The sequence below is a fragment of the Moorena sp. SIOASIH genome (assembly GCF_010671925.1).
Taxonomy (GTDB): domain Bacteria; phylum Cyanobacteriota; class Cyanobacteriia; order Cyanobacteriales; family Coleofasciculaceae; genus Moorena.
On record NZ_JAAHIH010000002.1, the window covers coordinates 964,660 to 991,539 of the forward strand.

A 26,880-nucleotide genomic window follows, 5' to 3' on the forward strand; every position below is an offset into this window, starting at 1 on the left:
TTTCAAAGCTTTTAAGGGAGAACCCCGAAAGATTATGACGAGTAGTTACAGTGCCGATCAGATTCAAGTTCTAGAAGGTCTCGAACCGGTGCGGAAACGCCCAGGGATGTACATCGGGACAACTGGACCTAGGGGTCTCCATCATCTAGTGTACGAAGTTGTAGACAATTCCATCGATGAAGCTCTTGCTGGGTATTGTACTCACATCGAAGTTGATATCAATAGCAATGGTTCCGTAACCGTTACCGATGACGGACGAGGGGTTCCTACAGACACCCACCCTACCACAGGGAAATCAGCACTGGAAACCGTAATGACCGTACTTCATGCCGGTGGTAAATTTGGTGGCGGCGGCTATAAAGTCTCTGGAGGATTGCACGGTGTTGGTGTTTCCGTAGTCAATGCTCTGTCTGAGTGGGTAGAGGTAACGGTGTGGCGGGAGAAAAAAGAACATACCCAGCGCTATGAGCGGGGTGTGCCCATGACTGAACTACTCGTCAAGCCCTATAAAAAGACCCACACTGGTACCTCAGTAAACTTCAAGCCAGATACCGAAATCTTTACTGGCGGTATTGAGTTTGATTACACCACCTTATCCGGACGTCTCCGAGAACTGGCTTACCTGAATGCTGGTGTTAAAATTACCTTCTCAGACCATCGCCTGGAAGAACCCAGAGTAGAAACCTATCACTACGAAGGAGGGATCCAGGAATATGTCGCTTACATGAACCGAGAAAAGCACCCCCTACACGAGGAGATTATCTATATACAAGGGGAACGCAACGGTATCCAATTGGAAGTGGCACTACAATGGTGCATTGATGCCTATAGTGATAATTTGCTGGGTTTTGCTAACAATATTCGCACCATTGATGGTGGTACCCACTTGGAGGGGCTCAAGACAGTCTTGACCCGAACCATGAATGCGATCGCACGCAAGCGCAATAAACTCAAAGAAAATGAGTCTAACCTAGGTGGTGAGAATATCCGAGAAGGATTAACTGGGGTGATTTCTGTCAAAGTCCCAGAGCCAGAATTTGAAGGTCAAACCAAAACTAAACTGGGAAATACAGAAGTAAGGGGCATTGTAGATTCCCTAGTTGGGGAAGTCTTGACTGAATACCTGGATTTTCGTCCCCAAGTAGTCGATACTATCTTAGAAAAAGCGATTCAAGCCTATAAAGCCGCAGAAGCTGCTCGTCGTGCTCGTGAATTAGTCCGGCGCAAGTCAGTACTAGAGTCTTCTCCCTTACCCGGTAAGTTAGCCGATTGTAGTTCTCGGGACCCAGGGGAATCAGAGATATTCATTGTTGAGGGAGATAGTGCAGGGGGATGTTTTTCTGGAGAGACACAGGTTGCCCTGGCTGATGGACGGTCTTTGAGCTTCAAAGAACTCGTAGCTGAACAAGCTATGGGTAAAGAGCATTTTTGCTACACGATTACCAATAACGGCAGCATCGGAATAGAACGGATTATCAATCCCAGAATGACCAAAGCCAATGCTGAAGTCATCAAACTTACCTTAGATAACTCAGAAACCATTATTTGCACTCCCGATCACCTGTTCATGTTGCGGGATGGTAGTTATAAGCCAGCAGTATCTCTGACTCCTGATGATTTACTAATGCCTCTGTATCGCCCACTGGCAGAAATCAGGCAACAGGCAAACCTCAAAACCCAACACAAAGAAGCTTATTCCACTGTTGCCGGTAATCAGACACAGGTTTGTGAAGCTGTTGCTAACTATAACTACCAAGTTGTTTCCATTGAATCCCTAGAACAATTGGTAGATGTCTATGATATCGAAGTGCCTCATACCCATAATTTCGCTCTAGAGAGTGGGGTGTTTGTTCACAACAGTGCTAAACAAGGACGCGATCGCCAATTCCAAGCCATTCTCCCCCTGCGTGGAAAAATCCTCAACATTGAAAAAACTGATGATGCCAAAATTTACAAGAACACAGAAATCCAATCCCTAATTACAGCCCTAGGGCTAGGGATAAAAGGAGAAGAATTCGATCCGTCCAATTTACGCTACCACCGCATCGTAATAATGACTGATGCTGATGTGGATGGCGCTCACATCCGTACTTTATTACTAACCTTCTTCTACCGCTATCAACGAGCCCTTGTAGACCAAGGCTACATCTACATTGCTTGTCCTCCCTTATATAAACTAGAACGAGGTCGCAACCATAACTATTGTTATAGCGATCGCGAACTACAAGAGCGGATTAGCCAATTTCCCGAAAACGCTAACTATAACATCCAACGATTCAAAGGATTAGGTGAAATGATGCCACAGCAGTTGTGGGACACCACCATGAATCCAGAAACTCGCACCATGAAGCAAATCGAAATCGAAGATGCTGCTGAAGCTGACAGAATCTTTACTGTACTCATGGGAGACCGGGTTGCTCCTCGCCGCCAATTCATTGAAACCTATGGCGCTCGACTCAATCTAAACGATTTAGATATTTAGCATCTAGGTTACTTACAAATTAGTACTAGTGTAAGCTATCAGCTGTCAGCTGTCAGCTGTCAGCTTATTTTATTCAAAAGCACCTCAATTAGAGTGGCACAGGCTTCGACGCTGTGATTCAAGGAATAAGCTGATAACTGATAGCTGATAGCTGATAGCTTACGTTAGGACATTGATAAAAGCTGAAAAGCTTTTTTAGTGAACTGTTCCCTATTCCCTATTCCCTATTCCCTGTTCCCTGTTCCCTATTCCCTGCTCCCTGCTCCCTACTACCTTATAGTAAATCAAGCCATGGTTACCGCAATTCCAGCTAACCAGATTACCCTCTATGATTTAAGAGTAAAGTTTGGCTTAGAGCGCACTGATGATGAGCAATTCTTTCAGGAGTGGCAAGATGATTTACCAGAACTAACAGAATTAGAAAAAAAAGAGCTAAAGGAAATAAAGAAAGACTATCTCCACTTATCAGAGCGCCCAATGGTGGAAACCATTGTCAAAATGGTAGTACTTTCCCCATTATTGAAACTAGCTGGCTTTTATCGTTATCCCTTTTATATTACTGCTGAAAAAGTTGTAGAAATTACTTCCGAAGATCAAGAAACAATTATTACCGGAAGACTTGACTTACTGATCTATACTCCTGAATTTTGGGTATTAGTCATCGAAGCCAAACGAGCCGATTACTCCCTGGAAGTTGGCATCCCCCAAGCACTAAGTTATATGCTAGGAAATATTGAATCAGAAAGACCTGCTTTTGGATTTATTACTAATGGGCCAGATTTTATTTTCCTAAAACTGAGCAAAGACAATACACCAAAGTATGGTGAATCGGATTCATTTTCTCTTCGGAATAAGACAGGCTTGGAGCAGGTTCTCAAAATCCTAAAGCGCTTTAATCAATTACTGAGCCAATAATCAAGTCCAGTAGGGTGTGTTAGGGACGGGCTCGCACTGATTTTCCGCCTGGTAGTGTTGGGATAGCCCGTCCCGTAACGCACCGCCAGTGTTAGGGACGGGCTCGCACTGATTTTCCGCCTGGTAGTGTTGGGACAGCCCGTCCCGTAACGCACCACCAGTGTTAGGAATTTTATGATAATAATCAAAATATGGCAAAAGATATTTTCCACAATACAGTTAAAATAGCTCTACAAAAAGATGGTTGGCTGATTACTCACGATCCCTATCAACTGCGCTAGCGATGCAGCGCGGTCTTGGGGGTTTCCCCCATGAGCGACTGCATCAAGACACGGCATGGCTGATATCTATATCGATATGGCTGCGGAAGAAGCAATCGCTGCTGAGAAAGAAGGTTGTAAAATAGCAGTGGAGGTTAAAAGCTTTGCCGGTGGCTCAACTATCTCTCAATTTCACACCGCTCTTGGTCAGTTTCTTAACTATCGGATTGCCTTAGAAATCTCTGATGAGCCAGAACGCATTTTGTATCTGGCGATTCCCAAAGATACCTACCAAATGTTCATCAGGTGCGACCCGTGGCGAATTTAATTCGCCAACGGAAAGCGCACCTAAGATTTGAACCTGCAAAAACTGTGATTGAAAGATATCAAGTCCGATTAATTGTTTACGATCCGAATCATGAGGTGATTAACCAATGGATAAATTAGATCAGTATCGCCAAATTACCTGCGAATTTTTAGAAAGTTTTGCTAGTTATGATCTCAATGCTCAACTTATCTTTGATAGAGAACGGGATTGTTATTTGGTTTTCCACAACGAATGGCGTAATGAGTACCGCATCTATGGCTGCGCTATGCATCTTGAGCTAATCGAAGGTCAAATCTGGATACAGCACAATAGCACTGAGATTTATATTGATCGTGAATTGATTGAGCGGGGTGTTTCTCCCAAAGATATTATACTAGGATTTCGCTCTCCCAGCGTCCGCAAACTTATTGCTGCTGCGATGGAAGACTAGTGTTGGAACTGCCCTTCCGAAAATTGCCACAGGCTGGAAGCCTGTTCCACGCAACCTAACCGGATTTTAACTAACAGCAAACTCAGTAAATTTGCGAACATCTGGAGGATGAAAAGCTAAAACAATATCACATTTTGGAATACCTGCTGCCACTAAATCATTAGCAATGCCGTCTTCAGTATTATCACATTGAATCCAAATTTTATAATTAAGAATTCCGACATGAATCAAACAACTATGAAGATGTTCTTGGTTATTCCATCCTTCAGAAACAATTAAATATTGGTCTGTTTCTCGGTCAAATGCTGCATGGTTACGGATATTAACATTAGAGTAATCAATGTTAACATAAGGGGTTAAGGTTTGACGAATAATTTGGCGATAGTTTTCTAATTTATCCATTTTATAATCACTTCCTCTTCAGTGCCAGTCCAGTAGGGTGCGTTAGGTGTGGGCTTGCCCTGATGTTCAACTTCTTCGCACTTGGTTAAGACCGCTCACCCCATCACAGGCTGGAAGCCTGTTCCACCAAGATGCCCGTTACACCCACGGTATCAAACAGCAAAAGTGAAGGGTAAGCTATTAGCTATTAGCTTATGGGCTATGGGGATGGTTGAGGAAAAAACTGTTTTGAATAAAATTTGAGTTAAGTCAGCCTATCAACACCGATCCCCCTCCCGATTATAGCGAAAAAACTCTTAAATTTATTCACTAAATTTCGACTAATATTCTGGTTAATAACTGTGATAAAATTGAATAATATTACCCAATAAAAACCCTGATTTTCTTAGGTTTTATACCCCGAACTCCCGTTAAGGATTGTCGGGGTTTACTGGGGATTTCAAGAGTTAGTTAAATTGCCGATATTTCCGACGTACCTTACCCTGACTTTATGGAAGATGATTTGGGATAGGTTCGAGTGAGTCGTCGAATTTGTGGCTCTTAACCCTCTTTTCGATTAGTTAACCAGAATTGACTTAGTTCTCTTTTATATGTAATGACTTACGACAGTACTCTCAAATATTTAGTTGAAAAATATCCCCAAGCCTTTACCCGCTGGTTGTGGAACCAGCAACCAACACAGGATATCGAAATTCTCAACACCGAATTAAGCACAGAACCTATTCGGGCAGATGCCTTGTTTTTTGTGCGAGTTGCTGATGCTATTTTGCATTTGGAATTTCAAACTCTACCCCAATCTGAACCTCCGTTACCCCTGCGGATGCTTGATTATTGGGTCAGGTTATATCGCCAGTATCGCTGTGATAGCGATGCAGCGCGGTCTTGGGGGTTTCCCCCATGAGCGACTGCATCAAGACATTGAGCAGGTAATAATATTCCTGAAACCAACCCGATTAGCCGGAGTATTTGTCAATCAATTTACCGAGAGGAACCTATCCTTCCGCTACCGGGTGATTCGGATTTGGGAATGTGATCCACAACCATTACTTACCACCCCAGGGTTACTACCGTTGGCCGTGTTAGCACAAACTGAAGTGCCAGAAACCTTGCTATCCCAAGTAGCAGCCAGAATCGATATGATTGAAGATAGACAACAGCAGCGTAACCTATCTGCTTGCGTGCAACTGTTGGCTGGGGTGAAATTTGATGAGCAGTTAATTCAAGCCTATTTTAGGGAGGATATGATGCAAGAGTCAGTAGTTTATCAACGAATTATTCGCCAAGGATTAGAACAGGGCAAGCGGAATGAGGTTAAGTTAATTATCCGTCAAATTAACCGTCGCCTAGGTCACCTTAATCCCCAATTACAAAATCAAATTGAGGAATTATCCTTTGACCAGTTAGAAGATTTAGGAGAAGCGTTGTTAGATTTTGAAACCGAAGTGGATTTGACCAATTGGTTGAACCAGTTAACGGATAAGTAAAATCCGGTTAGGTGTCGCACTCAAAAGCCGTGCTATCAAGACCTGATCGAGTGGGTTCTGAACCTCTCCCTTGAGTATTTGAATATAAACCTTGAGTATCTGGATCTTGTGGACGAGTATCTGAACCTCAACCGTGAGTATTTGAATACCGTGAACGAGCCTCAGAGCCTCGTGAACGAATATCAGAGTCTCGTGGACGAGTATTTGAGTCTCGTGGACCAGTCTCAGAGACTCGTGGACGAGTATTTGAATATCGTGGACGAGTATTTGAGTCTCGTAGACCAGTCTCAGAGACTCGTGGACGAGTATTTGAATATCGTGGACGAGTATTTGAGTCTCGTGGACCAGTCTCAGAGACTCGTGGACGAGTATCTGGACTTCGACCGTGAGTATTTGAATACCGTGGTTGAGCCTCATTGCCTCGTGAACGAACCTCATTGCCTCAACGTTGATGATTTGAATACCGTGGTTGAGCCTCATTGCCTCAACGTTGATGATTTGAATACCGTGGTTGAGCCTCATTGCCTCAACGTCGATGATTTGAATACCGTTGTTGAGCCTCATTGCCTCAACAGTGAGGATTTGAATACCGTTGTTGAACCTCTGAACCTCAACCTTGAACCTCTGAACCTCAACATTGAACCTATTGCCTATTGCCTATTGCCTATTGCCTATTGCCTATTGCCTATTGCCTATTGCCTCTTGCCTGTGAAGCTATTGCCTCTTGCCTCTTGCCTCTTGCCTATTCCTCGCATACCCATAACTTATCTTTAGCTCCAGGATTCCTAACAAAGTAATCTTCCAGCAAGTCACAACCCCTAGCTAGCAGCTCACCTAAACTTTCCACCTTCCAAATTCTGGCAGTGCCGTCTCGTGAAGCAGTGGCTAGTGTCTGTCCATCCGGGCTGAAGGCTACACTATTTACCCAGTCTTGATGCCCGGTGAATACGCCTAATGGATTGCCCTGTAAGTCCCAAATTCTGGCAGTGCCGTCTGCTGAACCAGTGGCCAGCCTCTGTCCATCCGGGCTGAAGGCTACACTATATACCTCGTCCTGATGCCCTCTGAGCACGTCGATTTCATTGCCCTGGTTGTCCCAAATTCTGACAGTGTTGTCCTTTGAAGCAGTGGCCAGCTTCTGTCCATCCGGGCTGAAGGCTACACTCCATACCTCGTCCCGATGCCCGGTGAGCACGGCGATTTCATTGCCCTGTAAGTCCCAAATTCTGGCAGTGCCGTCTGCTGAAGCAGTGGCCAGCTTCTGTCCATCCGGGCTGAAGGCTACACTTGATACCCTCTCATGATGCCCGGTGAGCACAGCGATTTCATTGCCCTGGTTGTCCCAAATTCTGGCGGTGTGGTCCGATGAAGCAGTGGCCAGCCTCTGTCCATCCGGGCTGAAGGCTACACTATTTACCCAGAACTGATGGCCGGTGAGCAGGGCGATTTCATTGCCCTGGTTGTCCCAAATTCTGGCAGTTTTGTCCATTGAAGCAGTGGCCAGCTTCTGTCCATCCGGGCTGAAGGCTACACTCCATACCTCGTCCCGATGCCCGGTGAGCACGGCGATTTCATTGCCCTGGTTGTCCCAAATTCTGGCAGTATTGTCGGATGAAGCAGTGGCCAGCTTCTTTCCATCCGGGCTGAAAGCTACACTCTCTACCGAGGACTGATGGCCGGTGAGCAGGGCGATTTCATTGCCCTGTAATTCCCAAATTCTGGCAGTGTTGTCATCTGAAGCAGTGGCCAGCATCTTTCCATCCGGGCTGAAAGCTACACTCTCTACCGAGGACTGATGGCCGGTGAGCAGGGCGATTTCATTGCCCTGTAATTCCCAAATTCTGGCAGTGTCGTCCCATGAAGCAGTGGCCAGCGTCTTTCCATCGGGGCTAAAGGCTACACTGGACACCCAGGACTGATGGCCGGTGAGCACAGTTAATTCATGTCCCTGTAAGTCCCAAATTCTGGCAGTGCCGTCGGATGAAGCCGTGGCTAGCCTCTGTCCATCCGGGCTGAAGACTACACTCTCTACCGAGGACTCATGCCCTCTGAGTACGGCTAATTCCTTGCCCTGGTTGTCCCAAATTCTGGCAGTGCCGTCGGATGAAGCCGTGGCTAGCCTCTGTCCATCCGGGCTGAAGACTACACTCTCTACCGAGGACTGATGCCGGGTGAGCAGGGCGATTTGATTGCCCTGGTTGTCCCAAATTCTGGCGGTGCCGTCGGATGAAGCCGTGGCCAGCCTCTGTCCATCCGGGCTGAAGGCTACACTAAATACCCAGCCCTGATGCCCGGTGAGCACGGCAATTTCATTGCCCTGGTTGTCCCAAATTCTGGCGGTGTTGTCTAATGAAGCCGTGGCCAGCCTCTGTCCATCCGGGCTGAAGGCTACACTAAATACCCTGTCATGATGGCCGGTGAGCACGGCAATTTCATTGCCCTGGTTGTCCCAAATTCTGGCAGTGCCGTCCCGTGAAGCCGTGGCCAGCCTCTGTCCATCCGGGCTGAAGGCTACACTTATTACCGAGTCCTGATGGCCGGTGAGCACGGCGATTTGATTGCCCTGGTTGTCCCAAATTCTGGCAGTGTCGTCCCATGAAGCCGTGGCCAGCCTCTGTCCATCCGGGCTGAAGGCTACACTCTCTACCGAGGACTGATGGCCGGTGAGCACAGCCCCTTTTCGAAATTGACTAATACTCTGGTGGAGAGCATATAGAGGAATAGTAGTAGGATATTGCTCCAGGGGGCGACCATCTGTTACTCTATCCAATAGGTCTTGCCCAGTCTCCATGGCCTCATACAAAAGCGTTTCCCCTCTTGTACTGGGGCCATAGTAAACATTATTATCCGGTAACTGTCGTAAAATACTACGCCCTTGCCGTTCTACTAGTGTGACGAATTTCGCTTCCTCTAATTGTTGTGTAGCTTTGATTAGAGTCACCACAGCAACACTTGCCACAACTAAGGACACACCCAGTACAATTCCCCCAGTGCATATGATGCACTGGGCTTGTTCTTTAGCCTTAGCTAATATCTCACTAGCCTCTTTCTCAGCAGCCAAAGCCTTTTGGATTTCTCGCTTATCTAAAACCTGACTATCTCTTAAGAACTGGGAATCCAAATCGCTTAAGGCTTTTCCCCTCGACCATTGTTCCGCCTGCTCTAATGCTCCCCCCCGCAACAATCGAGACTCATCCTTAAACCCAGAATCAACCCAAGCGGTAAACGCCTCAGAGTAGGGGCGTAGTCTGGCCAATTCTTGATTGACCCAATCGGAATTGAAAACCTCCCCATAAACCCGATTGTTAACCTCCAAACAGCCATGGCGCTCAACCACCAGCCCCGATAACCTTAATTCCGTCTGTTCTTCACTACCATCAGCAGCTAGACAACCGTGATCCAATACTTGCTGATACAAACCCAACAGCATCCCAGCCCGTTGCTCTTTTCTGAGAATGCGATCGCGTATAGTCTTCAAATGCTCCTGTTCATCCTGGGCTTCCCAATTATCAATGATCTGTCTACGCACGATCTGGTCTAGGGAAAGACTATTTCCCAATTCCCAAGTCTGCACCACCAAACGACATAACCGCTGAGTCAGAAACGGTTGTCCCCCCGTCCAGTTTACTATTTCACCTAACACCTGTTCAGGATTATCAACTTTACCTACCAAACCCGGAACCAACGGCTGTTTGGCTTCCTCAAAAGTAAACCCAGTCAATTCAATATCCTGACCAATATTAAACGGAGTGCGCTGTTTATCCTGAATTAAATCTGCAGCAGTTGCCACCCCCAGCAAACAAAAGGTGAGACGATTGTAAGCTGGCTTTTCTGCTCGTTGATTGTAACAGGCTCTAATTAACGCAAAGAAATCATCTTTAAACTTAACTTTAATAATACTATCAATTTCATCCAGGAAAATCACAATTTTTCCTGGAATACTAGTTAACACGATCTGCTCAATAAACTTACTTAAGCACAAGACCGGAGATATTTGAGCACGCTCCTCTAACCAACTGTCTTCATCAAATGTTCCGAAAAGCTCGAAATCATCCACCAATAACATCATCAAACTTTCATACCACATGGACACCGTGATGTCTTCTTTTCCAATCACGGTCAGATCGATAGACGCGCAAGCAAATCCCTCTTGTTTTAACCGTTTTATGGTTCTTACCCGCAAACTCGACTTACCCATCTGTCGGGAATTCAGCACATAACAAAACTCCCCAGCCATCAATGCCTGAAAAAGCTCGTCATCCGCTTGTCTGGTCACATAAGTAGGTTCATCCTGAGGTAAACTACCTCCTACTTTGTAGATTGTTGAGTATTGATTGATCATGGTTGGAAAGGGAACAGGGAATAGGGAACAGGGAACAGGGAACAGGGAACAGGGAACAGTGTGGGGAGTGTGGGGAGTGTGGGGCGGGGGCGCGGGGAGATGGGGAGTGATGTCAAAGTCCCCCAGAATTGGGGGATTTAGGGGGCGGGTAAATCATCTCAAAGTCCCCCAGAATTGGGGGATTTAGGGGGCATTGCTTAAGTCCTGTTCCTGGTCTATTGATAATAATAATATTACCCGAATCCCTACTCCCTACTCCCTACTCCCTACTCCCTACTCCCTACTCCCTTTTCCCTAAAATGCGATCGCTAAAATAGAGACGATACAAATTAGATATCAAACTACAATCATTGCCATAGCGTTGCAGCAGACCCATACTTTCCAACTTGCGAGTGATAGTAGCATCCAGGCGCACCGGTTTAGTTGTACTAACTAATAATTTAACAGCGTCCAGTAATTCCGGATGGTCTTGAATACTAGTTAACAGTTGACGGAGATGACTGCCATAAATTCCGGCTTCTGTGGGGGCATTAGCCAAAAGAGTATCCAGTGTCTTCTCTGCTGCTTCGTGATTCTTGAGATAATCAAAGGCTTGGGACAATAAATAAGGATTTCCCCCCACCATTGCCATCAGTTTCGTTACTGAATCACCAGACAAATTCAAGCCATAAGCCTGGGCAAAGCTCGTAACCTGCTGCTCAGTAAACTCTAGTAATTCTATCAGTAATCCCACATTAAACGGTGACTGTTCAGTAGGTAAGGTAACGTAAACGTCTGTAGCATAAACCACAATCAACCGTAGTTTTTTCCAAACCTCTTTACTCTTAGCATCTTCATGCCAACTACGCAGCAACGTCAGAAACCCTTCAGCAATCTCTTGATGAGAAAAGACTTGCTCTACTTCATCCAAACACAAAACTACCGGACTATCTAAAGACTTTAATAAATACTGCTCTAAGTATCGTTTGCAGTTTACCTTGCTGGGTAAACGCTTTTTCCAATAACTGTCTAACTGATCCGACAATCCTAAGTTATCAGATACTCGTACACAAAACGACTGTAAAAAGCTATCTAAATTAGTAAAAGGTAGCTCATTCATATTTAAATAAACCTGAGCATAACCCTGTTTTTCACTATGACTGATAATCTGCTGAATCAGTAACGTTTTGCCCATCCGTTTCGGTGCTTTAATCCGAATTAACGCTCCCGGTTTTACAATTTCCTGGTAACAACGACCTTCAATAGGTGGGCGCTCAATATATATCTCTTGAGTTGCTCTAGGTCTAGGAGATAACTCGTATTTTGTTAAGACTTGCTCAGCTACTAATTCCGGCTTATAGGTATTAACGATTTCAACTAATTCCCAACGACTATTACAACCGTTAGCTTCAATATCAAAGTCTTTATATAGATTAGAAATATGCTTTCTTACGGTAGATATATCATAGACATCTACTAGAACATTGTCTCTGATTGCTTCATCTGTCTTACCACCAACCACCGCCTCTAACACTTGTCGCCTTTTCGGAGGCATGGTCTTGAATTTTTGCTCGAAGGCTTCTTTACTAATCATAAGCGATCGCTTTTGTAAATGTTCGTAGGGTGCGTTAGGGACGGGGGAGCCATTATTGTATTGGTAGCCAGTGTTAGGACAATCCGTCCCGTAACGCACCACCGTGTCAAACAGTAAAAATGAGCCGTAGGTAGTCCTATAGTTAGTTTAGAGTATTATTGATTAGTTGAGCGAGATTGAGACAAGAAGTTCACAAATTTTGTTTATCTGTGAAAAAATAATCACAAATATCTTCTTAGAGCTTCACCCACATGAAGTACCGTGAAGTTTGTTCGTAAGCTATCAGCCATCAGCTATCAGCTATCAGCCATCAGCTATCAGCTATCAGCCATCAGCTATCAGTTATCAGTGATCATTTATCAGCCATTCGCGTAGCGTGGCCTTTGGCCAAGACCAACGGCTGACGGCTGACGGCTGACGGCTAACTGCTTACCAAAAAAAATCGGTCAAGGTTTGGTTAACCAATGTTTGACCGATTTCTATTGTGTAAGCCATTACAAGTAAAGCTGAGCTTATCAGCTATCAGCCATCAACTATCAGTTATCAGTGATCAGTTATCAGCCAAAGGCTGAAGGCTGAAGGCTGAAGGCTGACCACTGACCACTGACCACTGACCACTGACTACTTACCATTTACCTCAGCAACTGATTCAAAACAACAACATCCTAACTCAGTAAACTAACCTCCACAAAACAAGTTTCACTCATGGTCGCCAGGGGGTCAAAACCCTGGCAAATTACTATCCTAGTCTACGTAAAAATAGCGAATCAAAAAAGTCATAATCTCATCAGGCTTCCCCGTAGGCTCCGGAGTGCTCCACTCGTTGGGATAGGCGTATTTAAGGCCATAAAGGGCAAGAATTGTCTTCCAAACTTTTTCAGGAGAACCGATTAAGATCAGCTTGACTTTCTTAGGTTTGCGACCAGGGTTTTCTGGGGTGTTCTTGTCATCAGAGCTAGGTGGAATGTTCTTGGTCATGAATCGTGACTCCTGTAAATGGTTTATATTATTAATATATTTATAAATTAATATATTGTCAAGGGATTTATAAATTTTTTTTATTACGAAATATGGAGAGTTTGGAGAGGGTTAGGAGTTTATTAATGGTGGAAAATTTGGTAATATAAACTAGTTTTTATTTTTATATTTTTTGATTAAAATAAATATAAAACAGCGGTTTGCAATTCAATTAGGTACATTGCAAACCGCTGTAAGGTGATGCGCATTTAAATTGGTTTTTCTCTGTTCCCTATTCCCTGTTCCCAGATCCGCTGTTCCCTATTCCCTACTCCCTACTCCCTACTCCCTACTCCCTACTTCAAATAGCAATCCTCAGCTCGCCTTTAGTTGCAACTGGTGCATATGATCAAACAACTTCCAGCAATACTCCTCAGATAGCCCACAGGTAACAGCACCCCGGAGTACCACCTGGAAATACCAATCATTAGGAGCCATTTCCCGGTCTAACTTATTCACCACCACATAAGTCCGAACGCCCTGATACAACTTATCTTGACAGTGGACATTTACCATTTCATGTCGATAGCCACCGCTAGGCACGTCTTCCCGCAAATCCAAAGGTTCACTAACCCGCCAAGGTAAATGATACAACACTCCTTCAACCATTGACCCAGGAGTTTTCACCACATCCAGGGTGCCACAATTACGACTTGGAGATTTGCGGTAAAAACCGATATGATAATCCTTGAGGGTAGCAGTACCAATCACAAAATTATGGGTATCTTCCCCAAGCGATCGCTTTAAATCTACTGGACACATACAAGAGCCATAAGCAAAATAGTAAAAGCCTGACTCTGTGTGAAGTTGGTGTTTTCTGTGAGTGTTTAGCTGGGCAGCTGACATACGCAATACTATTTCCTAACTTATACCTCTTAAAACGGTTACTTGGTTCTAACTCAACCGAGCTAAAAGCTCTGGTAGATCCCCTAGGGAATCAATCTCATAATCGATCTGAGTCTCGTCTATGGCCAAGCGTTGCTCTGCATACTTGCCAGTTCTCACCAAAATCGACGTCGCACCAATCGTCTTGGCCCCAACAACATCGGGTAGTGATAAATAAGTAGTGATATAACATTATATTGGTAGTGGTAAATAAGTAGTGATTTTAGCTTCCGTTACCTTGACCAGACCGTAGCCAAACCACTAGATCTTTACCACGACCTGGACGCGGTGTTGGATCGTTACCTATGGAAGGGGCGTTGCCATCCTAACCCAGATTGGCTGTTTTGTGCTCCGTAGCTTGTGGAAAATTTCCAACGATCGACTGCAACTTTTTTTCGTACAAATTTCCGACATGAACATCCGGTTTTCCCGGAATCGATATAACGGTATTGAAGCTTGGCCGCTGCTTGTATACAACTGCGTATCGTTCCTTACTGCTATTTCCTTTGACTCTGTGTGGAGGTGCCCAGAGGTACCCGTTTGACCATCGTTTTAGGTACTCGCCAATTATGACTAGGAGCTTACCTTTCATAACCGGTGCCTCAATCCAGTCGCCGCTTCGAGGTTTGATGAGGAGCCCCGGTGACTCTTGGATGATAATCGAAAACATACTGAAATCTACATGAGGAAATAGTCTGTCCTTCGGTTCAGGGTTACTAGGATAATAGTTCAGACCAAGGTTATGCAGGGGGTTGTCCATAAACTGGTCAAAATAGTCAGCATTGAAACCAAGAATGCTGGCAAAATAGCCTTGCAGGGAATCGGAGAATTTCCGGACGTTCTCCCAGAACATCCGAGTAGTCTTGTTTTGAAAGACATCATTCGAAAGACGCTCCGAGATATTTGAGTAGCTCGTACCGTTCAGCCGTTTCACGAACCCGAGCTTGTATTGCTCACATTGCTCATAGTCTCCGCCAAGTATACTTTTCTCGCTGCCAATCGGTCGGAACCCCATGTAGTAGTTGTCGAAGTCAGCCTTAGATGCCATCTTCGCCCCTTGAGACAGATGGAAGAATGCCCTTAACTCGACAAAGAGTTGATCAACAAAACCACTGTCAAACCGATCATGGGTGACATAGAAAGCACCGAGTTCATGGCACGCTTCTTCAATTACTTTTTGAATATCATTGGTGACAGTGTACTGTATATCAGGTATCATTTTGACTGAATTTAGATTCCATAACCACTTCTGCAAAAACCTGTTTTGCCATGGCAGTGAGTATTAAGGATTTTGCAACCCCTGTCAAGGTGCCCGAGCAGGGTAATCCCATGTTGGGCGTTGCTGAATTTAAGTATGAATTTATTGGTATAGCGCGTAGCGCTATACATCGTACTTGACAAACAACAGGGCGTATAGGTAGACCAGTTTGTTTGTGATCGAGGCTGTCCCAGAGCAGCTCTTGCAGTTAACCATCGGATGTGCAAAGATTTGCATTCTCTAGTCAGTCATCATTCCCACATTCCGCAGATTACTTTATAGTATAGAAAGTAATACCCTAATCCTGTGTAGCTTGGGGATTTTTTTGAGTTTATGTGTTATAAAAGCTACACATAAGCCCTAATTATTACGTATTACACTGTAAAGTGCGGAATGTGGGTCAACAAAAACATTTCAGCAAAAAGAAATCCCACCGTTTCAACCAGTGGGACAATTATTGAACAATTATTGAAAAAAGTATGCAGAGGTTTGCCTTTTAGATATTAGATAAGCATTGTATAGCGTTTATCGCAGTTATGAGGTACACTATTCATTCTTTGACACTAATTTCGTTAAAACCCTCTTTAATATTGCCTTTTGCCTTTTGCCTTTTGCCTTAAAGGAATAAGCAATGTCGCTCATGAGTATGAGAACTGCTATATTTCCATAGCAATTTCAGATCAGACCCCTGCTCGAGAACCTATCGATAACTCAGGATCATTACTCAACTTCCCGTTCTGCATAGCTGAATACAGTCGGTTCAGGGCATTCACATACGCCTGTGCTGAAGCCACAATAATATCCGTACTGGCAGCATAACCCGAATAGACCCGTTCATTGTGCCGCAAACGAATAGTCACTTCCCCAAGAGCATCAATTCCTGCCGTTACCGATTGCACCGAAAACTCAATCAGTTCATTAGGCACATTCACCACCCGATTAATGGCCTTGTACACCGCATCCACCGGACCAGTACCAATAGCAGCATCACTAAGTTCGTCACCCGTAGGTGTTCGCAGCGTAATCGTAGCCGTAGGATTAGCACGATCCCCACAGGACACCTGCACCAACTCTAAGTGAAACACTTCCGGTGCCTGATAAACTTCATCATTAACAATAGCTTCTAAATCCCAATCCGTAATCTCCTTCTTCTTATCCGCCACCTCTTTGAAGCGAACAAACGCCTTATTCAGGTCATTATCCGACAACTCATAGCCCAACTCCTTGAGGCGAGAACGGAAAGCATTGCGACCGGATAGTTTACCCAGTATAATCTGATTTTCCTTTAACCCAATCGACTCCGCATCCATAATTTCATAGGTCAGCTTGTGCTTAAGGACCCCATCCTGGTGAATACCAGACTCATGAGCAAAAGCATTGGAACCCACGATCGCCTTATTCGGCTGCACTAACATCCCCGTAAGACTCGAAACCAGACGGGATGTCTTGTAAATCTGACGAGTATCAATAATGCTTAGGGGTTCCTTCGACTCTGGGGGGCGTCCGAAGAAAGGATTAAAATACTGACGGCGGACATGTAATGCCATTACCAACTCTTCCAAAGCCGCATTACCAGCCCGTTCTCCAATACCATTAATCGTGCATTCCAATTGCCTGGCTCCATTTTTCACTGCTTCCAGGAAATTAGCCACTGCCAGACCTAAATCATTATGACCATGGACAGAAATAATTGCCCGGTCAATATTGGGAACATTTTCCTTAATCCCACGAATCAAGCCACCAAATTCGCTTGGGGTAGTGTAACCTACAGTATCAGGAATATTAACCGTAGTAGCCCCCGCATCGATTACCCGTTCCAGGACTTCGTAGAGATACTCGGGATCGCTGCGCCCTGCATCCTCCGGGGAAAATTCCACATCATCCACAAAAGACTTCGCATAAGCCACCATTTCTGGAGCAATCTCTAACACTTCCTTTCTAGTCTTCTTCAGTTTGTACTCCAGATGAATATCCGAAGTAGCAATGAAAGTGTGAATACGGGCATTAGCTGCCGGTTTGAGGGCATTCGCCGCCGCTTTGATATCATCACGACTTGCCCGTGCTAGACCACAAATAGTTGGTCCAGATTCTATGCCCACAGCTTCAGAAATTTTTTGCACCGCCTCAAAATCCCCAGGACTAGCGTAGGGAAAGCCAGCTTCAATCACATCTACTCTCAATCGTGCCAGTTGGTGAGCAATAATCAGCTTCTCATCCACATTGAGGGTTGCTCCAGGAGATTGCTCCCCATCCCGGAGGGTAGTGTCAAAAATGATAATGCGCTCTGATTGAGGTTGCTGGTTCATAACTAACTCGATTGCTTGATAGTCAGTGATTTGAAGGGAACGGTCGTCAGCCAACTAGACCGAAAGTTTGCTTCGTTTATAATTATAACTATGAATCAATTTTTTCAATTTGATCACGGACATCATTTAAATCAATATAACGGTCAGTGGCATTACGCAGTTCCCTAGCAATCATCCCTTCTGTGGAAACCACCGTAATATGGGTATTTTTAGAACGCAGTAATTCAATGGCTCTTTCAAAATCCCCATCTCCACTAAACAAGATTACTCGGTCATACTGTTCCACAGTATTAAACATATCGACAACAATTTCTATGTCTAAATTAGCCTTTTGTGAATAGCGACCCGAGTTATCATCATAATATTCCTTTAAAATTTTAGTACGAACCGTGTATCCTAGACTAATTAAAGCATCTCGAAACCCCCGCTGGTCTTGGGGATCTTTGAGTCCGGTGTACCAAAATGCATTAACTAGAGTAATACCAGGCTCATTTTTAAAATAGTCCAAAACTCGCCTAGGATCAAAAAACCACCCATTCTTTTGTTGGGCGTAAAACATATTATTGCCGTCTACAAAAATAGACATACGTTTAAGTGGACAATGCATATTTACTTAAACCTAACAATTTTCTATATAATCTTTAATATAATTTTTTATTCTAGCAGTTTTTAGCTAGTAAATTAGTAATTACCTAAGACTTAACTAGTTACTGGTAATTAGTGATTTGATTACTACTGATAGTGATGACTGATCTGTACTTACCTAGTGAAAGAGTAAGCAATAGGGGGATAATTTCCTGATTTTGAGGATAGGATGCCAAATTTACCCTCCTCTGTCTTGGTGCGCGTTATAGCAGAAGTCAGAAGTCAGAAGTCAGAAGTCAGAAGTCAAACTCTTGCGCTTACTTAGGTTTGAGACTTTTGTCATGTCCTAACTGCCCTGGCGACTGCTATACCATGGCGAGGTTCAGGCAGGGCCTTGTCGCACCGCTTCAGTTAAGTCCTAGGGAGAAGGGTAGCAACTCAGATCGAAACAATCAGGAGTATCAAAGTAGTGGTAGTTTAACGGGACTGGCAAGCTTTTGGGCAAGCAACACACCTAACCTGTTGCTTGCTTTGGGTAGTGCCACAGTTTCTCAAAGCAAGCAACGTCAACGGGTTGGGAAAATTATAGATAAGAGCACCAGTCACTCCAACTCCCAGCATAGAGCTTGCCAGTTTTAATTCCTGCCAATGCTAGGGAGAAGAGATTCACACAAGCGGTTACACCAGAACCACAATAAACTAGAATTTCTTGTTTGTTCTCCAGCTCAGTCCAGCGCTCTTGTTGCGATGCTAATGGTTGCAAATAACCATTGCTGTCCGTCACACCATGCCAAGGGTAGTTGAGTGCACCGGGAATGTGACCGGCAACAGGGTCAATCGGTTCTCGTTTACCTAAATAGCGATCGCTTTCCCTAGAGTCTACCAACGCCACCTCTGGCAAATCTTTACGTACTTTCACAGTATTAATATCCACCACCCAATCAGAGCGCAACTGCTCTACAAAGATTCCTGGTTTTGTGGTAGGCTCTTGATCAGTTACTGGATACCCTTGGGAATGCCATCCCGTCCAACCCCCATCCAGCAACCCCACTTGGTCGTGTCCCAAGTAGCGCAGCAGCCACCACAAGCGGGCTGCAAAAGCAGAACGGGAATCATCATAGGCAATCACTAGGGTTTTTCGGAAATTAACACCAATCCCTGCTAATTTCTGGGCTAACTTCCCAGGTTCAGGCAAAGGATGACGACCGCCATGACGCTCTACGGGTCGGGAAAGGTCCTTATTCAAATCGAGATAGTGAGCGCCCGGGATATGGCTAACTTTATACTGCTCATACCCCAGGTCTGGATCAGATAGAGCAAAACGGCAATCCACAATTACGATGTCGGGATCATCAAGATGCTCACTCAGATACTGAGCAGAAACTATAAAAGGGTGTTCCGTCATGTGACATCACGGATTATAAATTTTAGTATTGATTTAGGACGAATAAGCTTTAGCGATATCAAGCGAGTCCAACGATTTAGCCTCCTAGGACTCTGTTCAAACAAAACCAATTAACGTTTGGTTGAGATATAAGTTGGTAGTGCTTCCGATCCTTTTTAGCTACCAAAGTCTACCAAGATCGACTTTGGCCCGCCAATGCAAGATGCAATAGCATCCAGGGGGTATCTCCGCGCTTCTCTGACGGAATATCCCGCGAGCGCCATAAAAATGTCAAAAAAGTTCGTTCCACCGGGATAGAGAGCGCAACTATTAAACCCTTGGTTTTCGGCTTTAATTTAAGTTACATAATAATCCCTGTCGGTGTTACCCTAATTTAGGTCTAACAAATAATAAGAGTTTTTGGTAGACTCTGCGACATTTTCTCTAGCTGTTTACTAACCTTTAGAGGGATAAAAACCCCCAGCCATCCGCTGTCAGATTTTTATCCCTATTTATCCCGCTGTTTGCGGCGGCGATCGCGCCACTCAGCAGCAGTTAGATAAATGATTCCTCCGCTGACCACCACTAATAATCCAGCGGCAGCAAAGAACAACATAGTGATTACGGGATTTTCCACGATACTGTTAAAACCCGTTACGACCCCAGACAACCATTGAGATTGACCAAGTGAACAAAACCAGTACAGAAACCCAGCCTAGTGTCAGAATATCCATAGCAATATATAAAAAAATTACTCAATAACTCCAAATCTTATAATAGTTCAATTTGAGACAGCCACCTCCTGCAGAAGTGGAATTCATTTGGGAATTATCTGGTTATGGGGTTAGCCCCCTGGTCTTTCAGCAAAGCTGATCATCCAGAGTCTGGCTAGGTTTCAGGTCAAGAGTATTTTAGCTGGACAGGGGGATAGTGTGACACTTACAAAACTGTCCACAGATTCCTTCAAGAAAACTTGTGATTATCACCTGGTGATCAGATTCGACCTTATGGACAATTTTGTATTATTAATGTAATATACATGTAATATAAAAGCCAGATAATTTATTGTTATGCCTTACGAAAAACTAGACATCTCCACCCCAAAACCTGTGCTGTCTTGGGCGAATCACTCCCTAGCTGCTCAGGAAACCCAAATGGCGAAAAATGTTGCGTCTCTGCCATTTGTGTTTAAGCACGTCGCATTAATGCCAGACGTTCACCTAGGTAAAGGCTCATTAGTTGGCTCTGTAATTGCCACCAAAGATGCCATCCTGCCAGCAGCTGTCGGGGTAGATATTGGTTGTTTTACAGGTGATACCCTCGTTCCCTTGGCTGATGGCAAATCTTACTCACTCCAAGCACTAGCCAGCAGTCAGCGAGAAATTATTGTCTACTCCTGCACACAAACCGGAAAAATCGTCCCGGCTAAGGCTACAGCCAAATTAACCCGCCGTAACCAACTACTCTTAAAGGTCGTTCTCGACAACTCAGAAGAAATTAAATGTACTCCCGATCATCGATTCATGCTCAGGGATGGTAGTTACCGGGAAGCCCGTGACCTCAAACCAGGGACATCCTTGATGCCTTTCTACTCCCAAACCGATAAAGATGGTTACACCTTAATCCAGCAACCCTATTCTGGAAGATGGCAAAAGGCAGATGGGATTATCTCTCCCACTGATATCCCTGCCTCTGATATCCCTTCCTCTGAATTGTTAGAATCTCAATTCTCAGGAACAGTACCATCTTTTCCACGTCCGAGAACAGTCATTGACCACCATAAGGTTGATCCTGCGGAGCATCGAAGCTCAAATCTGGTAGGGGGGGCAAATCACAAAGTCGTCAATATCTTACCACTTCAGGAAAGACAAGATGTCTACTGCCTAACCGTGCCAGAGTATCATAACTTTGCCTTGACCGCTGGTGTGTTTGTTCACAACTGTGGCATGTCTGCCATCAAAACCCCTTTTGTGGCAGACCAATTGGAGGGCAAGCTCAAGAAGATTCGCTTGGAAATTGAAGCAGCTATTCCCGTTGGCTTTGAGCAAAACACAGATATCGAGAAAGCAGTGGTAAACTGGCAAGGCTGGCGTGATTTTAAGGAACTTCATCCAGGTGTGCAACGGCTAGATGGAAAATCCATGAAACAGCTGGGGTCCCTTGGTGGTGGCAATCATTTCATTGAATTGTGTCTTGATACCGAAAACCAAGTGTGGCTGATGCTACACTCCGGTTCACGGCATATTGGTAATCAGCTAGCTAAGTGCCACATTAATACCGCTAAAGAATTAGCAAAGCTGGCACATACTCACCTTCCTGACCGAGATTTAGCATACTTTGTCGCAGGAACCCCTGAATTTGCTGCCTACTGGCGGGATTTGCAATGGGCGCAAAACTATGCCCGTTACAATCGCGATATCATGATGGCTCGCTTCAAGGGAATTGTTGAGAAACATCTGGCTGGTGGTAAGTCGTTCAAGCCCTTGTTATCAGTTAACTGCCATCACAACTATGCCGAGAAAGAAGTGCATTTCTCCGAAGAAGTTTATGTCACTCGAAAAGGAGCAGTGCGAGCTCGTACCGACGACTATGGTATCATCCCTGGTTCCATGGGGGCAAAGTCTTTCATTGTTAAAGGTAAAGGCAATCATGACAGCTACTGCAGCTGTGCTCATGGTGCTGGTCGTTTGATGTCTCGCACCAAAGCAAAAAAGCAGTTCACCGTTGATGATTTAGTTGAGCAAACTAAAGGTGTTGAGTGCCGTAAAGATAAGGACGTTATCGATGAAATCCCAGGTGCTTATAAGCCAATTGATCAAGTGATGGCTAATCAGTCAGATCTAGTTGAGGTAGTGGCAACTCTGAAGCAGGTTGTTTGTGTTAAGGGTTGAAAACTCTCAAAACTTAATCGAATCATTAACTGTTAACCATTAGGCAACAGGCAACAGAACCATAAACGTTTCTGTTGCCTGTTGCCTGTTGTCATCTCCCAACAAAACCAGATATCTACAGAAATCAGCCATTTTGGGAAACGTTTATTACTGAGATCTTGCACCATTGTCATTAATCGTAGGGTGGGCAGTGCCTACCAACGCGCTTTGCAAGCTTCATTATCTGTCTGGTGCACTGCCCACCCTACATGAACCAAGCTTATTGATAATGGTGCAAGCTAATCGTAGGGTGGGCAGTGCCTACCAACGCGCTTTGCAAGCTTCATTATCTGTCTGGTGCACTGCCCACCCTACATGAACCAAGCTTATTGATAATGGTGCAAGATGTGAGTATTACTCGATTCAACACTTATGTAATCCGACACAATTAAAGATTACTGTTCACTTAGGATTTAGAGCGGGATTTTATGGTGAGAATCACCAAATCTACCTCGCGGTCAACCCTTAAGTGAATCTGATAGTTTTTTTGTTCCGTGATTAATAAATTTCTCTGGTTTTCACTAACTTCTTTCAACCCATAGTTAATCCAAGCCCTACCATTTTCCCATTCCGGTGATACTACCCTAATGAATAATCCTAAAAGTAAAGCAGCTTGGCTTTCATGAGAGTATTTATAGGGAATTTTAGTGGCTATCGAAGCTTGACTTATATTGTTAACATTTCCCAGGATATTAATTAATACTGTGCCCCCCGTATTTCTGCCGATTAAATTAATTTGATTGTGAATATTTTCTCCCTGGTTAAAGGTAAAACCAATGGCTTCAAAGCCAGGCTTAATATTGTCTATACCTATCCCTATCCCTAGTCCAGTTTCTTCATAGTCAGTTATAATAGGTAGCATTAGTTTATTGAGCAGTGAAGCTTTATATACTAGTTGTTCAGAACTAGTAGAAGTAACACTTGATAATGAGTTTTTTGGTTCTGACGTGTCTTTGAACCAACTAATCAGTGATTCTATTGGATTTACAATAATTGTTGATGAATCCGTCAATCGAAAATTGTTGTTTTCGATAAACAGGCTGATTACCCCTAAGATAATTACTAGAGAAGGTAACAGGCAAAAAGTAGTAATCATGAACAATTGTCCATTGAACCAATTTTTAGAATACTGTTCTTTAGTCATTTCCTGCCAAGCTCAAAGTCGCCAAGGGTGGATATTTGATTATTAATAGACATAGGGGTAAAAACAATTATATAAGAGTTACCCCACTTAACCTGAAACCTAATTTTCACGCCTATGTCTAAAGTCGGAGAGAGATAATTCTTCGGGAAGAGGTAATCGGTAACTGATAATTGGTAATTCCCAATTTCCAATTGAGGATCATACTATTGCTGCTGTTAAACACCACTTGTATATCGCAATTACCTATTACCTATTACCTATTACCTATTACCTATTACCTATTAACAGACACTCATCTCTATCAACATGCATAGAAAATTAGTATTCTGGTTGAGATGTTCTTGGAGTTAATCACGGAGTTTAATCGCACATTGTGAAAATCTTGGGAAGGCTATCCTCAGTATTGTATAGTAAATATCCCCCAAAATGTGAAATTTTGGTGAAAAACACTTGGTGAAGAACACTTTAAGTGTCTTGCTATACAAAACGAATGGCAAGCACTCACCTTCGGTATCACCCGACTTGTGAAAACTTAACGTTAAAAAAATAAGGTAAAAACTTTAACCAGTAAAGTTTAAGTTAAAAGGGACTACTGACAGAACCTTCCTTTTCCCCTGACCTCAGGGAAAAGATGAGGGGTTACACCCTTCATATTAACAAATATAACAGATTCCCGTAAATCCCTGTCTTGTTGTTTACGTGTCTTACGGATACGCTTCAGGAAAAGCCTAGCAAGTTGGGCTAGTTGATCAGAAAATTTTTTACCCTATTGACCCACTCATACCACGTTGCTTTCTTGCCATGGTACTTCCTTTGATTGATAGGGGAGATAGGGAGGATGGGAAAGATAGGAAAATGAGGAGAACGGAGCTGGAGAATGGGCAACAGGAAGACTATTTCTGTTTTCGCTAAGCATTCAGCGGTCAGCGGTCAGCCGTCAGCGGTCAGCCGTAGCCCATAAGCTGTTCGGGTAGGGTGCGTGTAGGGAATAAGCTGATACTTGAGGTGCTGATAGCTGAATGCTTACTTTCGCTTTGCCAACAGTGGCAAGGCAGACAGTATACCTAGGAAACTGAGTGCTAGGAAAAATGGTAAGCGATCGCCTCCTTGCAAAGCTTCCCCCCCAGTTACTCCCAGCCAAGTATAAGCGAGGGTACCAGGAATAATCCCAAAGAAAGTGCCAAGGGTATACTCTACCGAGCCAATCGGGGTTAGACCAAACAAGAAATTCACTACATTAAAGGGAGAAATGGGGGCAAAGCGTACTGCTAAGACAAACATCAGGGGTGTCTGCATCACTGCTTGATTGAAGCTGACCAATGCTTTATGATGCCTGAACTTGTATTCAACCCAATCTCGCAATAGGTAACGCGCTACCCAAAATGCTCCCAATGCGCCTAAGGTGGCTCCGATAACAGACCAGAAGGTACCCCAAACTAAACCAAACACTGTACCACCAGCGATAGTCAGTACTGTGCCAGGAATTCCTAAAACGGTTGCCACAGCATAAACCAGGATAAATAAACAGATTGCCCAATGGCCTAATTCTTGCAACTGTTGCACTAGGAACCTCTGGTTAAATAAGGCTCTTACAGGAGTCGAGTAACACAATAGAACCAAAATAAATAGCGCGATCGCTAACCAAAGGCTTCGTCTTTTCAGCAATCTGTTCAATCTCATCAATCTTCTACCTTAATCACCTTAAATTGTCAGGACTTAGGGTCAGGACTTACGCAACACTGGACTTTCATTCGCCCCTATATTCGCCTTTATGGTGTAGGGTGCGTTAATAACGCACCCTACAAGCAGAGTTATTGCCTAAGTTTTGATTGTTTCCAAAGTAGGGGGGTGGTAGATAGCACCGCTAATACAACTAGTGCTGCGATCAGTTGCCAGGGGGGACTACCGCTGATAGCTTCCAGACCACTGCGACCTAACCAAGCATAGGCAAAGGTAGCCGGGATAATTCCCACTGCGGTGGCTATCACATAGGTGGGTAGAGGAATTGGTGTTAAGCCGAACAAATAGTTCACCACATTGAATGGAAAAATTGGTGCGAGGCGAATTGAGAGCACAAACCAAAAACCATTTTTCTCAATGCCCTCACTGAGTTGATCAAAACGAGAGTCCTGAAACTTATCCTTAACCCAATCACCAGCAACAAAGCGAGCAATCATAAACGCAGCCGTTGCTCCCAAAGTAGCACCAATCACAGTCCACAAAGTACCCAGCATTAGTCCAAACAGAGCACCAGCCGAAAAGGTTAAAATCGCATCAGGAACAGCTAGTACTGTGGCAACAATATAAATCAAAATGTACCCCAGTGGTCCAAAAATACCCATGCTTTCCTGAAGCCATCTCAAATTTTCCAGCTTCAGCCAAGACCCAACCGGCGTAAATAGCAAAATTAAGGCAGCTGTCACTAGAACTATTGCCCCAATCCCTAACCTGAGTCCTAGCTGTATCTTGGAATGGGGCAGATTTTGAGATGTCGAGGATGAAACTTTCATGAGCTGGGGAAAAGGTAATTGGTAATTGGTAATTTTGAAATAGGGTGATTTTGCAATAGCATTAGTTTTGTAATTAAAAACAAATTATGAATCTAAATTTATCACATATTATATCAATATTTACTATATTTATTTACACAATATCGCTCTTTTTAACGTCCCAATGATCTAATTTTTAGAGATTGTTAATCGTCATTTTTAAATGCTCATTAAGTCCTAGATATTTCCAGTATACATGAATCTATTAAATCCTAGCTTAATGAGTTTTTACTGAGAATAGCCTTAATCAATAACGAGCTAGTTTAGTAAATCAGGGAATCAGTGCAAATCATACAGATAGAACTTAGGCAAAAGTGCAAAAGTCCCTGATAGCAAGTTGCTTTCTGGTGATGTTACTTGCTGATCACAAGCTCATCCCCCTGATCCTTTCAAGGGTATGTTTTTTACAAAGACGTCAGGTGTGGGGTGTAGGGTGACCGGGTGTGGGGTGTGGGGGATAAGAAAGCGATGCAGCAAGGGAACAGGGGGTTTCCCCCATGAGCGACTGCATCAAGACAATATACTTAATTTGTCGTTAAAAATCATCATTGTCAGCCATGCTTTGCGCGAGTGGGGGAAACCCCCGCAGGTCGGGCTTTGGTGCGC

The 26,880-nt window shown here is 44.1% G+C and carries 22 protein-coding genes and 3 pseudogenes; 9 read left to right on the forward strand and 16 right to left on the reverse strand.

Annotation, left to right across the window (positions count from 1 at the left end):
- Window positions 1-34 precede the first annotated feature (34 nt).
- From gyrB to F6J90_RS11900, 4 genes and pseudogenes are all read left to right on the forward strand, one after another.
- Window positions 35-2,482, forward strand: a complete 2,448-nt coding sequence (gene gyrB, locus F6J90_RS11885; RefSeq protein WP_293093290.1) for a DNA topoisomerase (ATP-hydrolyzing) subunit B — start codon at window positions 35-37, stop codon at window positions 2,480-2,482.
- 198 nt (window positions 2,483-2,680) lie between these two features.
- Window positions 2,681-3,397, forward strand: coding sequence for a type I restriction endonuclease (locus tag F6J90_RS11890; protein WP_293093292.1), 717 nt, complete (start codon window positions 2,681-2,683; stop codon window positions 3,395-3,397).
- 191 nt (window positions 3,398-3,588) lie between these two features.
- A pseudogene (locus tag F6J90_RS11895) lies at window positions 3,589-4,104 on the forward strand (element excision factor XisH family protein).
- Entirely contained in the window at window positions 4,092-4,415 is a 324-nt protein-coding gene (locus F6J90_RS11900) for a XisI protein (protein ID WP_293093295.1), read from the forward strand. Before F6J90_RS11895 ends, F6J90_RS11900 begins: the two are co-directional and overlap by 13 nt.
- 66 nt (window positions 4,416-4,481) lie before the next feature.
- Here the strand turns inward: F6J90_RS11900 and F6J90_RS11905 are convergent, their stop codons facing one another.
- On the reverse strand, window positions 4,482-4,817 hold the full coding sequence (locus F6J90_RS11905) for a XisI protein (RefSeq protein ID WP_293093298.1): 336 nt from the start codon (window positions 4,815-4,817) through the stop codon (window positions 4,482-4,484).
- 595 nt (window positions 4,818-5,412) lie between these two features.
- On the opposite strand from F6J90_RS11905, the pseudogene F6J90_RS11910 reads away from it, so the two are divergent.
- Window positions 5,413-6,301: pseudogene (locus F6J90_RS11910) on the forward strand (DUF4351 domain-containing protein).
- Here F6J90_RS11910 and F6J90_RS11915 read toward each other — a convergent pair.
- A complete protein-coding gene (locus F6J90_RS11915; RefSeq protein ID WP_293093301.1) occupies window positions 6,287-6,865 on the reverse strand; it encodes a hypothetical protein in 579 nt (192 codons plus the stop codon). The pseudogene F6J90_RS11910 and the gene F6J90_RS11915 sit on opposite strands and share 15 nt — an antisense overlap.
- A gap of 18 nt (window positions 6,866-6,883) precedes the next feature.
- On the opposite strand from F6J90_RS11915, the gene F6J90_RS11920 reads away from it, so the two are divergent.
- Window positions 6,884-7,075, forward strand: coding sequence for a hypothetical protein (locus F6J90_RS11920; protein ID WP_293093303.1), 192 nt, complete (start codon window positions 6,884-6,886; stop codon window positions 7,073-7,075).
- Here F6J90_RS11920 and F6J90_RS11925 read toward each other — a convergent pair.
- The 3 genes from F6J90_RS11925 to F6J90_RS11935 form a co-directional block, all read right to left on the reverse strand.
- Complete coding sequence (locus F6J90_RS11925) at window positions 7,044-10,643, reverse strand: AAA-like domain-containing protein (RefSeq protein ID WP_293093306.1); 3,600 nt, start codon at window positions 10,641-10,643, stop codon at window positions 7,044-7,046. The genes F6J90_RS11920 and F6J90_RS11925 overlap by 32 nt on opposite strands.
- Window positions 10,644-10,923: 280 nt before the next feature.
- Window positions 10,924-12,318, reverse strand: coding sequence for an AAA-like domain-containing protein (locus F6J90_RS11930; RefSeq protein WP_293093309.1), 1,395 nt, complete (start codon window positions 12,316-12,318; stop codon window positions 10,924-10,926).
- Between the two features lie 642 nt (window positions 12,319-12,960).
- Window positions 12,961-13,194: a hypothetical protein gene (locus F6J90_RS11935; RefSeq protein WP_293093311.1), complete on the reverse strand. Its 234-nt coding sequence runs from the start codon at window positions 13,192-13,194 to the stop codon at window positions 12,961-12,963.
- A 253-nt stretch (window positions 13,195-13,447) separates the two neighbouring features.
- Between F6J90_RS11935 and F6J90_RS11940 the strand changes: the two genes are divergently transcribed.
- Window positions 13,448-13,582, forward strand: coding sequence for a hypothetical protein (locus F6J90_RS11940; RefSeq protein WP_293093314.1), 135 nt, complete (start codon window positions 13,448-13,450; stop codon window positions 13,580-13,582).
- On the opposite strand, the gene F6J90_RS11945 is transcribed toward F6J90_RS11940, so the two are convergent.
- The 8 genes from F6J90_RS11945 to petN all read right to left on the reverse strand — a co-directional run bounded on the left by F6J90_RS11945 (window position 13,549) and on the right by petN (window position 20,385).
- Entirely contained in the window at window positions 13,549-14,079 is a 531-nt protein-coding gene (locus F6J90_RS11945; RefSeq protein ID WP_293093317.1) for a gamma-glutamylcyclotransferase, read from the reverse strand. The two genes, F6J90_RS11940 and F6J90_RS11945, sit on opposite strands and share 34 nt — an antisense overlap.
- 48 nt (window positions 14,080-14,127) lie before the next feature.
- Window positions 14,128-14,304 carry an HAD hydrolase-like protein gene (locus F6J90_RS11950; protein WP_293094842.1) on the reverse strand — a complete coding sequence of 59 codons (177 nt, stop codon included), beginning with the start codon at window positions 14,302-14,304 and terminating at the stop codon, window positions 14,128-14,130.
- Between the two features lie 139 nt (window positions 14,305-14,443).
- Window positions 14,444-15,373 carry a 2OG-Fe(II) oxygenase family protein gene (locus F6J90_RS11955; protein ID WP_293093320.1) on the reverse strand — a complete coding sequence of 310 codons (930 nt, stop codon included), beginning with the start codon at window positions 15,371-15,373 and terminating at the stop codon, window positions 14,444-14,446.
- A gap of 683 nt (window positions 15,374-16,056) precedes the next feature.
- Entirely contained in the window at window positions 16,057-17,682 is a 1,626-nt protein-coding gene (locus F6J90_RS11960; RefSeq protein WP_293094844.1) for a 2-isopropylmalate synthase, read from the reverse strand.
- Between the two features lie 88 nt (window positions 17,683-17,770).
- Complete coding sequence (locus F6J90_RS11965; RefSeq protein WP_071102932.1) at window positions 17,771-18,289, reverse strand: NYN domain-containing protein; 519 nt, start codon at window positions 18,287-18,289, stop codon at window positions 17,771-17,773.
- Between the two features lie 561 nt (window positions 18,290-18,850).
- Window positions 18,851-19,672, reverse strand: a complete 822-nt coding sequence (locus F6J90_RS11970) for a sulfurtransferase (RefSeq protein ID WP_293093324.1) — start codon at window positions 19,670-19,672, stop codon at window positions 18,851-18,853.
- Between the two features lie 487 nt (window positions 19,673-20,159).
- Entirely contained in the window at window positions 20,160-20,321 is a 162-nt protein-coding gene (locus tag F6J90_RS11975) for a hypothetical protein (RefSeq protein WP_293093327.1), read from the reverse strand.
- Window positions 20,296-20,385 (reverse strand): cytochrome b6-f complex subunit PetN, encoded by a 90-nt coding sequence (petN, locus tag F6J90_RS11980; protein WP_010871354.1) that lies wholly within the window; start codon window positions 20,383-20,385, stop codon window positions 20,296-20,298. Before petN ends, F6J90_RS11975 begins: the two co-directional genes overlap by 26 nt.
- Before the next feature lie 336 nt (window positions 20,386-20,721).
- Between petN and F6J90_RS43570 the strand changes: the two are divergent.
- Window positions 20,722-20,955 (forward strand): annotated as a pseudogene (locus F6J90_RS43570) (RtcB family protein); the annotation flags it as partial.
- Window positions 20,947-22,542, forward strand: a complete 1,596-nt coding sequence (locus tag F6J90_RS11985; RefSeq protein WP_366513762.1) for an RtcB family protein — start codon at window positions 20,947-20,949, stop codon at window positions 22,540-22,542. The pseudogene F6J90_RS43570 and the gene F6J90_RS11985, both read left to right, overlap by 9 nt.
- 445 nt (window positions 22,543-22,987) lie before the next feature.
- On the opposite strand, the gene F6J90_RS11990 is transcribed toward F6J90_RS11985, so the two are convergent.
- The 3 genes from F6J90_RS11990 to F6J90_RS12000 form a co-directional block, all read right to left on the reverse strand.
- A complete protein-coding gene (locus F6J90_RS11990) occupies window positions 22,988-23,725 on the reverse strand; it encodes a hypothetical protein (protein ID WP_293093333.1) in 738 nt (245 codons plus the stop codon).
- Window positions 23,726-24,748: 1,023 nt separating this feature from the next.
- Window positions 24,749-25,405 (reverse strand): TVP38/TMEM64 family protein, encoded by a 657-nt coding sequence (locus tag F6J90_RS11995; protein ID WP_293093336.1) that lies wholly within the window; start codon window positions 25,403-25,405, stop codon window positions 24,749-24,751.
- A gap of 131 nt (window positions 25,406-25,536) precedes the next feature.
- The gene (locus tag F6J90_RS12000) at window positions 25,537-26,235 is read right to left on the reverse strand and encodes a TVP38/TMEM64 family protein (RefSeq protein WP_293093339.1); all 699 of its coding nucleotides are present in this window, start codon (window positions 26,233-26,235) and stop codon (window positions 25,537-25,539) included.
- Window positions 26,236-26,880 lie beyond the last annotated feature (645 nt).